The organism is Ilumatobacter sp. (assembly GCF_041688325.1).
In the GTDB taxonomy this organism is placed as follows: domain Bacteria; phylum Actinomycetota; class Acidimicrobiia; order Acidimicrobiales; family Ilumatobacteraceae; genus Ilumatobacter_A.
Window position 1 is genome coordinate 1 of sequence record NZ_JBDNIJ010000432.1, and the last position, 10,990, is coordinate 10,990.

12 protein-coding genes are annotated in these 10,990 nt (G+C 62.8%); 8 read left to right on the top strand and 4 right to left on the bottom strand.

The window, feature by feature from the left end; all coding sequences use genetic code 11:
* The first annotated feature begins 49 nt into the window (after positions 1 to 49).
* Complete coding sequence (locus ACH2EI_RS21005; RefSeq protein WP_395152820.1) at positions 50 to 607, top strand: putative glycolipid-binding domain-containing protein; 558 nt, start codon at positions 50 to 52, stop codon at positions 605 to 607.
* Between the two features lie 6 nt (positions 608 to 613).
* On the opposite strand, the gene ACH2EI_RS21010 is transcribed toward ACH2EI_RS21005, so the two are convergent.
* Positions 614 to 1,480, bottom strand: a complete 867-nt coding sequence (locus ACH2EI_RS21010; RefSeq protein WP_395152819.1) for a UTP--glucose-1-phosphate uridylyltransferase — start codon at positions 1,478 to 1,480, stop codon at positions 614 to 616.
* 107 nt (positions 1,481 to 1,587) lie between these two features.
* Between ACH2EI_RS21010 and ACH2EI_RS21015 the strand changes: the two genes are divergently transcribed.
* The 3 genes from ACH2EI_RS21015 (at position 1,588) to ACH2EI_RS21025 (ending at position 3,530) form a co-directional block, all read left to right on the top strand.
* Entirely contained in the window at positions 1,588 to 2,019 is a 432-nt protein-coding gene (locus ACH2EI_RS21015) for an FmdB family transcriptional regulator (protein WP_395161493.1), read from the top strand.
* Positions 2,020 to 2,032: 13 nt separating this feature from the next.
* Positions 2,033 to 2,839, top strand: a complete 807-nt coding sequence (locus ACH2EI_RS21020) for an S-methyl-5'-thioadenosine phosphorylase (protein WP_395152817.1) — start codon at positions 2,033 to 2,035, stop codon at positions 2,837 to 2,839.
* 118 nt (positions 2,840 to 2,957) lie between these two features.
* On the top strand, positions 2,958 to 3,530 hold the full coding sequence (locus ACH2EI_RS21025; protein WP_395152816.1) for a hypothetical protein: 573 nt from the start codon (positions 2,958 to 2,960) through the stop codon (positions 3,528 to 3,530).
* A gap of 16 nt (positions 3,531 to 3,546) precedes the next feature.
* Here ACH2EI_RS21025 and ACH2EI_RS21030 read toward each other — a convergent pair whose 3' ends face one another.
* Positions 3,547 to 4,401, bottom strand: a complete 855-nt coding sequence (locus ACH2EI_RS21030) for an undecaprenyl-diphosphate phosphatase (RefSeq protein WP_395152815.1) — start codon at positions 4,399 to 4,401, stop codon at positions 3,547 to 3,549.
* Between the two features lie 85 nt (positions 4,402 to 4,486).
* On the opposite strand from ACH2EI_RS21030, the gene ACH2EI_RS21035 reads away from it, so the two are divergent.
* Positions 4,487 to 5,320 (top strand): SDR family oxidoreductase, encoded by an 834-nt coding sequence (locus ACH2EI_RS21035; RefSeq protein ID WP_395161495.1) that lies wholly within the window; start codon positions 4,487 to 4,489, stop codon positions 5,318 to 5,320.
* A gap of 226 nt (positions 5,321 to 5,546) precedes the next feature.
* Here the strand turns inward: ACH2EI_RS21035 and ACH2EI_RS21040 are convergent, their stop codons facing one another.
* A complete protein-coding gene (locus ACH2EI_RS21040; RefSeq protein ID WP_395154643.1) occupies positions 5,547 to 6,911 on the bottom strand; it encodes a TldD/PmbA family protein in 1,365 nt (454 codons plus the stop codon).
* Positions 6,908 to 8,299 (bottom strand): TldD/PmbA family protein, encoded by a 1,392-nt coding sequence (locus ACH2EI_RS21045; protein WP_395154642.1) that lies wholly within the window; start codon positions 8,297 to 8,299, stop codon positions 6,908 to 6,910. Before ACH2EI_RS21045 ends, ACH2EI_RS21040 begins: the two co-directional genes overlap by 4 nt.
* Before the next feature lie 115 nt (positions 8,300 to 8,414).
* On the opposite strand from ACH2EI_RS21045, the gene ACH2EI_RS21050 reads away from it, so the two are divergent.
* The 3 genes from ACH2EI_RS21050 to galT all read left to right on the top strand — a co-directional run bounded on the left by ACH2EI_RS21050 (position 8,415) and on the right by galT (position 10,853).
* Positions 8,415 to 8,804 carry a thioesterase family protein gene (locus ACH2EI_RS21050; protein ID WP_395154641.1) on the top strand — a complete coding sequence of 130 codons (390 nt, stop codon included), beginning with the start codon at positions 8,415 to 8,417 and terminating at the stop codon, positions 8,802 to 8,804.
* Positions 8,805 to 8,890: 86 nt separating this feature from the next.
* Positions 8,891 to 9,763, top strand: coding sequence for a phosphatase PAP2 family protein (locus ACH2EI_RS21055; protein ID WP_395154640.1), 873 nt, complete (start codon positions 8,891 to 8,893; stop codon positions 9,761 to 9,763).
* A 106-nt stretch (positions 9,764 to 9,869) separates the two neighbouring features.
* Positions 9,870 to 10,853: a galactose-1-phosphate uridylyltransferase gene (gene galT, locus ACH2EI_RS21060; RefSeq protein ID WP_395154639.1), complete on the top strand. Its 984-nt coding sequence runs from the start codon at positions 9,870 to 9,872 to the stop codon at positions 10,851 to 10,853.
* The last annotated feature ends 137 nt before the right edge of the window (positions 10,854 to 10,990 follow it).

Consider the following 10,990-nt stretch of genomic DNA (forward strand, 5'->3'; position numbering starts at 1 on the left):
AGTGAGGGTGTAGTGAGGGTGTGACGTAACGGCTCGTAACGTAATGAATGTGACGACTGCGTTGACTGCGTTCCCTGCCGACGGCTTCACCGCCCGCTGGACACACCTCGACGGCCCGGGCAACGAGACCGTCAATCTCCGCTGGGAAAACGAAGGGTGGACCGTCACGAGCGAAGTCGCCGGGGCAAACGTGTCCTACGTTCTTCGGCTGTCGGCCACATGGTCGATCCGCCAGTTTCTGTTATTCCGCGATCTCGACGAGCCTGACCTCTGGCTCGGCACCGACGGCAGTAGCCGCTGGGGCGAGTTGAACGGCGCCCATCGGCCCGACCTCGACGGCTGCTACGACATCGATCTGTCGATCACGCCATTTACGAACACGTTGCCGATCCGCCGGCTGCAACTCGACGTCGGAGACGCCGCCGACATCACGACCGCACACGTCGATGTCGAAACGCTCGGCATCGTTCCTGTCCGCCAGCGCTATCACCGACTCGCGACGAATCGCTTCGCCTACAGCAACCTCGACTCGGGCTTCGAGACCGAATTCGACATCGACTCGTACGGCCTGGTCAACGACTACCACGACCTGTTCCGCCGGCTGTAATAGTTCTCAGTACTCAAGGTTGCCGAGGAACTTGCGCAGGTCCCCCTGCAGTTCCGGGTTGACCAAGCCAAGCTCGATCGAAGCAGTCAGGAACCCGAGCGGGTGGCCGGTGTCGTGCCGGCTCACGTCCGACACCACTGCGTGGAATGGCGCTCGCGCGGCCTGTGCCTTGAGCGCATCGGTGAGCTGCAGTTCGCCGCCTCGACCAGGTCGCAATGCTGCAATCTCACCCCAGACGTCGGCCGTCAGCACGTACCGACCGGTGATGATGTAGTTGCTCGGCGCCTCGTTCACGGAAGGCTTTTCCACGAGGTCCTTGACCGGGATGACGCCGTCGTCGGACAGTTCGCCCGACGGGTCGATCACGCCATACGAGCTGACCAGGTGCCGCGGCACCTCGGCAACTGCGACGACGCTGCCGCCAGTCGATGCACACACGCCGTTCATCTGGGCGAGCAGCGCGGATGAGCCCATGATCTCATCGGGCAACATGACGGCGAACGGTTCGTCGCCGACTGCTTCTTGCGCACAACCAACGGCATGGCCGAGGCCCTTCGGATTGTCCTGGTACACAATCGTTGCACGCCAATCGCGTCCGATCGAGCGGAGTCGGTCAGCCAGTTCGGTCTTGCCGGATTCGTCGAGTTTGCCGATGAGTTCGTCGTCCGGTTTAAAATATGCCTCGATCGCCGGTTTGTTCCGGCTGCTCACGACGATGATGTGATCGATCCCCGCACCCAGCGCCTCGTCGATGACGATCTGCAGTGCTGGCTGATCGCCGATCGGGAACAGTTCCTTCGGCACCACTTTGGTTGCCGGAAGAAAACGAGTCCCGAGCCCTGCGGCGGGAATCACTGCGTTGCGAACCTGCATGAGCGCCACCATACCCACCAGGCAATCGCGACTGAGTGAGCCTCCACATCGAACTGAGGCACCGAGCAGTGTTGGCATGGCTGTGAGCCGATATCTTTGTCCCCGCTATGCCCACCTATGTCTATAAGTTCGTCGAAACCGGTGAAACCATCGAGATCCAGCAGTCGTTCAAAGACGACACGCTGACCGAGGTCGTCCACCCTGACTCCGGAGACACGCTCGCGGTCAAGAAGGTGTTCCAGCCCGTTGGCGTCACGTTCAAGGGCAGCGGCTTCTTCAAGAACGACAACCGCGGCAAGACCTCGACCACGACACCGGCCGGATCCACGTCTTCGGATTCGTCAAATGGCTCGTCATCCGAGTCGTCAAACGGCTCTTCCAGCAGTCCGTCATCCGACTCCTCAAAAAGTTCATCGACCGACTCCTCAAAAAGTTCATCGACCGACTCCTCAAAGAGTTCATCGACCGACTCCTCGAAGAGCTCGTCGACGTCGACCAAGACCAAGACCAAGACTGCCCCGTCGAACTCGTCCGGCTGACCAACCGAACCTGATGCTGATCCCACTCGACGACCGGGCAACCGATCTCGGTGCCGAGGTTGGCGTCTTTGGCGGATCAGGGTTCTACGACTTCGTCTCCGACGCCACCGACGTCGAGATCACCACGCCCTACGGGCCAACCGCAGCCCCGATAGCTGTCGGAACTCTCGGCGGACGTCGAGTCGCATTTCTTGCTCGCCACGGCCGCAACCACGAATATGTCGCGCACCGCGTTCCATTCCAGGCAAACGTCTGGGCCTTGGCGTCCCTCGGCGTCAGATCGATCGTGGCGCCGTGTTCTGTCGGATCACTGCAGCCCGACCTGCACCCCGGATCGTTCGTCGTGCTTGACCAAGTGGTCGATCGAACGAACGGTCGGGCTGACACGTTCCACGATGTCGGCGCCGACGACGGCACACCAGGGTCCGATGGGCCCGTGCATCACCAGACTTTCGCGGAGCCATACTCCCGCGAGGTACGCATCGCATTGATCGACGCCGGTCGTCAGCTCGACGGCGTCACCGTGCACGATGCCGGCACCATGGTTGTCATCAACGGACCGCGGTTCTCGACACGAGCCGAAAGCATCTGGTTCCGCCAGATGGGGTGGCACGTCGTCAATATGACCGGCTACCCCGAAGCAGTCCTGGCAGCCGAAGTCGGAATCCCGTACGCCTCGGTCGCCCTCGTCACCGACTACGACGCAGGTGTCGACGGGCATGAGCCCGTCACGATGAACACCGTCTTCGCGATGGTGAAGCAGAACGTCGATCACGTTCGCCAACTGATCACCGCGGCAATTCCTGCATTACCAGCCTGAACGCGCGGGCCGACTCCAGTCGGCCAGTTCCAGTGAACTTGGGTCACGAGCGTTACGATCATCTACACCGATTCCCCCTCATGACCGTTCGTTCTGAGGAGTTTCCATGCACGTTTCCATGCACGTTTCTGTGCGAGTCCGTGTTTTCCTGGCCCATCATCGGTGGATCTATTGGCTCATTGTCTTCGCGCTCGCCGGCGCCGTCGGCCTCATGGTCCACGCCGAACTCCGCAAGGTCGATACCGCCCGCGCAGCATGGGGTGAAACCACTTCGGTGCTCGTTGCAATCGATGACCGAGCAGCAGGCGACCCGCCAAGTGTCGAGCGACGCGATCTTCCCACGGCTCTGGTGCCCCGAGCCGCGCTGAGATCCCTCCCGGCGGGTGCCACGTTGCGGCAACGGGTGACTGCCGGTGAAGTTCTCACCAGCACCGATATCACCACAGTCGCCGGGCCGGTCGGAGGGGCGACCACCGAGTCAGTCGTCGTCGGGATTATTGACCCGCTCGCACGGGGTGCCGTCGTTGGTTCCCGCGTCCGTATCTCGTCAGAGGGCATCGTGCTCGCCGAGTGGGGTGAGGTCGTGTCGCTCGCCGACGAGGTCGTCTTCGTCGCGGTTGCTGCAGCCGACGCTCCGATGATCGCCGCTGCGGCTCAGATTGGTCTCGCGTCGATTCTGTTTGTGCCCTGACGCGAGCCCGGGCGGGTCAGACAGCAATGTTCTCGCGCCAGCCGACCGCGAGGATCACAAGCATCACGACACCGATCGCGATGCGATAGACGACAAAGGGCATCAGGTTGCGAGTGCTGACCAGCTTGATCGTGCCCCACACTGCGACGAGGCCCGAGATGCACGACGTCACGATGCCAACGGCCATCGGGATGAGTAAGTCCTCGTAGCCGCCTTCGCTGAACATCTTCAGCATCTTGAACGCGACTGCACCGAGGATCACGGGCAACGACATGACGAAGCTGATGCGGACCGCGGCGTCGCGATCGAAGCCGATCCAGCGTGCTGCGGTCATCGTGATGCCCGAACGGCTGGTGCCCGGGTTGAGGGCGAGCGCCTGCGCCAGACCGACCTTCAGCGAGTCGGGCATCCGGAAGTCCTCGACCTTGCGCGTGCCCGCTGCGCGGTCGGCAACGCCCAGCAAGATGCCGAAGCCGATGAGCGACAGGGCGATGATGAGGGGAGAGCCAAGCGCTGTGCCGATCTGGTCTTCGAAGATCGCACCGATCGCCGCGGCGGGAATGGTCCCCAGCACGAAGAGCCAGGCGAGACGACCATCGGTCGTGACCGGCTTCGACCGGGTGAACACCAGCTTGGTGCCTTCGACCACGTAACTCTTCACATCTTTGCGGAAGTATCCGAGGACCGCAACGAACGTGCCGAGGTGCAGCGCGACATCGAACGACTGCTTCAGACTCTCGCCTCCAGCACCGCTGAAGTCGTCCCAGCCAAGCAACCACGGAACAAACAGGAGATGTGCGCTCGATGAGACCGGAAGGAACTCGGAAAAGCCCTGCACGAGTCCGAGCACGATGGCATGAAGAATCGGCACTCACGAGTTCTATCCGCCTGACTCGCCTGCGCGGCGGCAGCACGTCAGCATCACGGCGTTCAATGTCGTGCCGTACCCTGCGGTCATGGCACTGCGGGGGCGACGTCGGAAGCTGATGCTGGTCACCGGCGGCTCTGGGTTTCTCGGCCGCCACCTCACGACGGGCCACGCCAGCGACGGGTGGGAACTGATTGCACCCTCATCGTCGTCGATGGACATCACTCGACGCGACTCGACGATCGATGCGATCACCGACTGGAAGCCTGCTGCTGTGGTGAACCTCGCGCACCGCAGAGGCGAGCGCCAGTCGATTGTCGACGGCAGCCGCAATGTCGCCGAAGCCGCTGCAGCCTGCGGTGCCCGGCTCGTCCACATGTCGACCGACCTGATCTTTCCGGGTCGGGCAGTCCCGTACACCGAATCCGACCGCCCGTTCCCGACCATCGACTACGGCCGCGACAAACGCGACGCCGAAGATGCAGTGATGCTGGCATGTCCGACCGCCGTGATGATCCGCACCTCGTTGCTCTACGGCACCGACCACCTCGGTCATGTCCAACTCGACGTGCAACGGGCGCTGTCGACAGGCAGCGATCGACACCCGATGACCTTCTTCACCGACGAGTACCGCTGCCCCGTCCACGCCGCCGATGTCGCAAACGCGATCGCCGAACTCGCCGCACGACCGGACATCGCCGGCCCACTCAATGTCGCCGGCCCCGAAGTGCTCAGCCGTTCCGATTTCGCCCGGGCGACCGCCATGTGGATGGGCCTGGACCCACATCGCTTGCTGACCAGCACCACTGCCGAAGTCGTCCCAGTCCAACTCGTCCGACCCGCCCGCATCGCCCTCGACACCGCCAAAGCAGCAGCTCTCGGCATCACCTGCCGCTCCGTCAGCGAGTCCTACAGAACCTGAGCGAGCAGCTTTTCGAAAAGAGGTGACACATGGCCGCCCGGCAACCGCCCCGCCGCAGAGCGAGTGATCAGCAAACGAGTTCAAGGTGAGCCGGGAGTAGCGCGCAAGGCAAAGAGCGAACGGGTGGCAGCGGGGACTGAGGAGGGACCGTCGCCGAGGAACGAGGCGTCGCAGCCCGATCAGTCGCCGGTGACAGGACCCGTGAGCGGAACCAGCAGTCGACGAGCTACGACCCGCTCATCGTGACGTCGCGGATCACGAGTGACAATCCGCTGGCCCGCATCGGCAGCCATTCGATGTCGCCGCCGATCTCGATGATGTCCTGCAACATTCGCTGCAGCGTCGAAGCAATCGTGAACTCCCGCACGGGTGCGCCGACTTCGCCGTTGGTGATCAACAGACCGGCTGCACCGGTTGAGAAGTCACCGCTGATGGGGTTGACGCCCGAATGAAGGCCCTGCATCGATTGCACGAGCAGACCGTCGTCAATATCTGAGATGATCTCGGCTTGCGAGCGCAGGCCTGGCACGAGCGAGAGGGCAAGGCAGCCGACGCCGGGGGTACCTGCGAACCCGCCACGCGTGGCATTGCCGGTCGACACGGTGCCGGCGCGGCGAGCGCTGTAGGAGTTGTGGACGAACTGTTGCAGCACGCCGTTCTCGATCAGCACGTTGCGGCGGGCCGCGAGGCCTTCGCCGTCGACGTCGGTGGCGCTGTACGCCTTGGTGTTAGTCGGGTCGTCGATCAGCGTGACGTTGGCGGCTGCGACGCTGTCGCCGAGGCGGTCCTTGAAGAGTGAGCGGCCTTTCACGACAGCCTCGCCATTGAGCGTCGACGAGATCACGCCGAGGAACTGTGCGGTGACCATCGGGTCAAAGACCACAGTGGTGCGCCTTGTCGACGGCTTGGTCGCACCCAGGAGGCGAGTTGCCCGCTCAGACGCTTCTCGAGCCGCCTTCTCGAGGTCGAACTCGTGCGGGCTCCGACCGACGCTGAAACCAAAGCCAGTCTGCGTCTCGGCATCGTCGCCCTCGCCTTCGTCGGCGAGCGTGGAGACCGACACGTAGCACCCGTTCTCGCGGCCCGACATCCGGATACCGCTGGTCGATGCAACAGCGGACTCGCCGTGTGCGTCGGCATAGTTCGAGTCGTCGACGCGGACTCTGGGGTCTTGCCCAGAAGCCAGCTTCTCGAGCTTCTTGGCGAGGTCGATTTTCTCGTCGGTCGGGTACTCGGCAAGCGCGTCGTTCCACAGAGATTGCTCGGTGATCGACACGCCGTCAGGCTCGGCGAGGGCGGCCCACTCGTCGGATTCGCCAAACTGCACGTTGTCGCGCGCCTCGGCGAGTACTTCGCTGATGGCCGACTCATCAAGCGTGCCCGCGTAGGCAAAGCCGGTGCGGCCCTCGCTGATGACGCGGATGCCGATTCCTTCGCTCTGTGCCGACACGAAGTGCTCAACTGCGCCCTGATAGATGCGGACGTCGGTTTCGCCGCCGCGGGTGACGAACGCTTCGACCTGCTCGCCCGGCTTGGCTTGGGCGATGACGCGGTCGGCAACCGCTTGCAGTTCGGATTCGAAGGCGCTCATGCTGCAGTGCCGCCGATGGTGAGTTCCTTCACGCGCAGGGTCGGCTGACCGTCGCCGACCGGCACGCCCTGACCATCCTTGCCACACGTGCCAGGGTTGCCCATGGCAAAGTCGTTGGCAAGCATGTCGATGTCTCGCAGCACCTTCGGGCCGTTGCCGATGAGGTTGCCCTCACGCAGCGGCTCGGTGATCTTGCCGTCTTCGATCAGGTAGGCCTCGGTCATGCCGAACACGAAATCGCCGGTGGCGGTGTTGACGCTGCCCCCGCCGAGCTTGGCGACGTAGACACCATTGGGCGTCGAGCTAATGATGTCCTCCGGGGTATCTGGTCCGTTGAGCACGAAGGTGTTGGTCATGCGGACCATCGGGAGGTGCTGGTAGCTCTGGCGGCGACCGTTGCCCGAGCCAGGCCGGCCGGCATTGCGGGCACGGATGTGGTCCCACATGTAGTCGGTGAGAACGCCGTCTTGGATCAGCGTGTTGCGCTGGGTGATGTGGCCTTCATCGTCGTAGCCGAGGGTGCCCCATTCGCCCGGCATCGTGCCATCGTCGACCAGGGTGACCAGTGGGTTGGCGACGAGTTGGCCCACCTTGCCTGCGTAGACGCTCGAGTCCTTCGCGACCAGGTCGGCTTCGAGGCCGTGGCCGCACGCCTCGTGAAAGAGCACGCCACCGGAGCCGTTCTTGATGACGACCGGCATCGCGCCGGACGGCGCGGGGCGAGCCAGCAGCTTAGTGATCGCCTGGCGAGCGGCATCGCGGGCGAGTTCCTCGACGTCGACGGTGTCAAAGATCTCGAAACCAACCGTGTGGCCCATCGACTGGTAGCCGGTCTGCATACCGCTGTCACCGTCGGCCACTGCACTGATGCGGAGCAAGGTGCGGATGATTTCGTCTGTCGCGAAAACGCCGTCGGTGTTCGCAACAAGGGTTCGTTTCAGACTGTCGCCGTAGCCGGCCGACACCTGGACAATCTCGGGACCGTACGAGCGGGCGGCTTCGTTCATCCGCTGCAGCAATTCGACCTTGCGGGCCTTGGCGATGCTCTCGGGGAGGTGGACGATCGTGTTCGGGCGGTGGATTGGCGCCTGAGTGAGTGACACGTTGCGGACCCCTCCGCCGCCCTGGCTGGCCGCGGCGGCGGCTGCTGATGCCGCAGCGACGAGACCGGCCTCGGAGAGATCCGCGGTGTGTGCGAAGCCAGTGGTGTCGCCGGCGATGACGCGGATACCGGCACCACGGTCACGACCGCTGGTGACCTGTTCGATGCGGCCATCGTCGAAGCCCGCCGAAGTGTTCGACTTATCTTCGGCGTACACCTCCGCGAAGTCGGCACCGGTGCGCACAGCTCCGGCGAGTACTCGTTCCAGGACATCTGCATCGATCACAACCGACAGGTTACGACGTGGGCGGTCGGGGCGACACTCGTGCGGTCGGGTCGTCGAACATGACAGTTTCGGCACAGCGTGTGTCGCGCCGGTCGATCGCGTTAGCGTTCAGGTCGTGGATTTTGAGACGGGTATGCGCGGCGACGCCAAACTGATGGTCACCGACGCAGATACGGCGCTTGCGTTGGGTTCTGGAATCGTCAACGTGCTCGGTTCGCCGAGGCTCGTGGCGCTGTGTGAAGAGGCCTGCCACAACGCGCTGGCCAACTCACTCGAAATCGGCACGACCACGGTCGGTATGCGCGTGCAGTTCGATCACCTGCAACCTACGCCGATCGGCGCCGAGGTGTTCGCCGAGGCTGTGCTCAAGAAGATCGACGGTCGACGCCTCGGGTTTGAGGTCTCGGCTACTGATGCCGGGGGCCTGATCGCTGCCGGCAAGATGACCCGTGTCGTCGTCAGCATCGACGAGTTCATGGGCAAGTGCTGCGGCACGTCCACCTAGAGCTTGAGCGCCAGAAACTGCAGGCACGGTCCGAGCGTCAATCCGCTCGTCAGAGATCCGTTACGTTCGAATACAGTACAGACTCCATGCAGGTTGCCGAAGAAAAAATCGCTCCTGAGCGGCAGCATCGCACGTTCTGGTGGAAAGAAGCGCTGATTGTCGGTGCCTTCTACGTCATTTATTCTTGGACGCGAAATCAGTTTGGATCGAACAAAATCGCTGCCGACGGCATCCCCGAGCAGGCATTCACCAACGCCGAGCGAGTGATCCAACTCGAACGTTGGATGGGCCTCTATCACGAAGAAACAATCCAAGATTGGTTTCTGCCCTACCACGGGTTTATCCAGTTCTGGAACGTCTATTACGGAACGCTCCACTTCGCAGCGACACTCGGAGTCTTTATCTGGCTCTACCTCAAGCGCCCGGACGTCTTTCCGCAATGGCGCAACACGCTCGCAGTGACCACCAGCCTGGCCATCGTCGGTTTTGCATGGTTTCCACTCATGCCACCTCGGCTCCTCGACAAGCCGTGCCCCGCATTCGACCCGTCTCAGTACGGCGGCGCCTGCCTCGCCAGCCGGTTTCGTGGCCGAGGCGAGTTCGGGTTCGTCGACACCCTTGCCCAATATGGCGGACCGTGGTCGTTCGACTCCGAGACGATGGCGTCGATTTCAAACCAGTACGCAGCAATGCCGAGCCTGCACATCGGCTGGTCGACCTGGTGTGTTTTCGCCGTGTGGCCACTCCTCCGTCGGCGATCGACTAAGGCGCTCGTCGTGCTGTACCCGCTTGCCACGCTGTTCTGCATCGTCATCACCGGCAACCACTTTTGGATGGACGGCGTCGGTGGTCTCATAGCGTTCGGCATCGGTTCACTCGCCGGCTGGGGTATGCATCGCTGGAATCAGGGTCGCCTCGACCATCAATACAGCCAAGCTCTCAGGGCTGCGTCGCAGTAGACCGGTTGCGCTGCCCACTGCTCAACAAGAACTGTCAACAAGGTCTGCCACAAGGTCGACGGCATGTCATGTTTCGCGTGAGATTCAGTCGTAGCATGGTGAGACGATGAGCCAGATGCGTCTGAATCCGCTGAACGGACGATGGGTCACCATCGTGGCCGAACGGGCCGAGCGACCGAGCGACTTCGCCAGCCGCACCGACATCGTCGACCCTGAGTTGGGCCGTCCGTGCCCGTTCTGTCCAGGTAACGAGGAAGAAACGCCTCCGGCGCTCGAAACAATTGAGGCCGACGGCAGTTGGTCGATGCGTGTGATCCCGAACAAATACCCGGCATTCGACGGTGACGAGGGCTTTGCGGTCCACAATCTCGGCCCGGTTCATGTCCAGGCAGAAGCCAGCGGCATCCACGAAGTCTTCGTGTACACGCCCGATCACGAGAGCGGCCTCCATCAGCTTGACGACGAGCATGCCGCCGAGATGATGTTCACGCTGCGTCGCCGGTTCTCCGAGCACGAAGCTCTTGATCAAGTCCGCTACACCCAGGCCATCGTCAACCACGGCCGCGAGGCAGGTGCGTCGATTGCTCACCCGCACGGCCAAATCCTCGGCCTGCCTTTCGTCCCCGGTGAAGTCATTGACGAGGAACGGGCTTTCGCCCGATTCGCCGGCGGCTGCCTGTTGTGCACCACTGTTGAAGCCGAGATCGCTGCCGACGAGCGAGTCGTGATCGCCAGTGATGACGTCGCGGTGATCACTCCATTCTGGAGCGGCGTGCCATACGAGATGCTCATCATTCCGCGCCACCACGAAGCACATCTTCAGAACGCGAGCGACGAAAGCCTGCGGGCCGTCGGCATCGCACTGCGTGATGCGCTCCGTCAACTCACCACCGTTCTCGGCGATGTGGCGTTCAATCTCGGCTTCCACACTGCTCCGCACGAGCATGGCGGCGGCTATCACTGGCACGCCCACGTGTGGCCGAATCTTGTCACCCAGGCCGGCTTCGAACGCGGCACCGGAGTACTGATCAACGTGCTCCCGCCCGAGCAGGCGTGCGAGACGTTGAAGTCAATCACCATCGACGCCTAGCCCGACGTCACACAGACCCACTGTTCAGCTTGCTGGTTGGTCGGGCATGATCATCGTATGAGTGATGTGACCGTCTCGATCGATCTCGATGCCACGCCCGCCGAAGTGTGGGCCATCGTCGAACCCGTCGAAAATCA

Coding starts and splice junctions, on each gene's coding strand:
- ACH2EI_RS21010 (WP_395152819.1), bottom strand. CDS start 1,480: ATGCAGGTTCGCAACGCAGTGATTCCCGCCGCAGGGCTCGGGACTCGT.
- ACH2EI_RS21015 (WP_395161493.1), top strand. CDS start 1,588: ATGCCCACCTATGTCTATAAGTTCGTCGAAACCGGTGAAACCATCGAG.
- ACH2EI_RS21020 (WP_395152817.1), top strand. CDS start 2,033: ATGCTGATCCCACTCGACGACCGGGCAACCGATCTCGGTGCCGAGGTT.
- ACH2EI_RS21025 (WP_395152816.1), top strand. CDS start 2,958: ATGCACGTTTCTGTGCGAGTCCGTGTTTTCCTGGCCCATCATCGGTGG.
- ACH2EI_RS21035 (WP_395161495.1), top strand. CDS start 4,487: ATGGCACTGCGGGGGCGACGTCGGAAGCTGATGCTGGTCACCGGCGGC.
- ACH2EI_RS21040 (WP_395154643.1), bottom strand. CDS start 6,911: ATGAGCGCCTTCGAATCCGAACTGCAAGCGGTTGCCGACCGCGTCATC.
- ACH2EI_RS21055 (WP_395154640.1), top strand. CDS start 8,891: ATGCAGGTTGCCGAAGAAAAAATCGCTCCTGAGCGGCAGCATCGCACG.
- galT (WP_395154639.1), top strand. CDS start 9,870: ATGAGCCAGATGCGTCTGAATCCGCTGAACGGACGATGGGTCACCATC.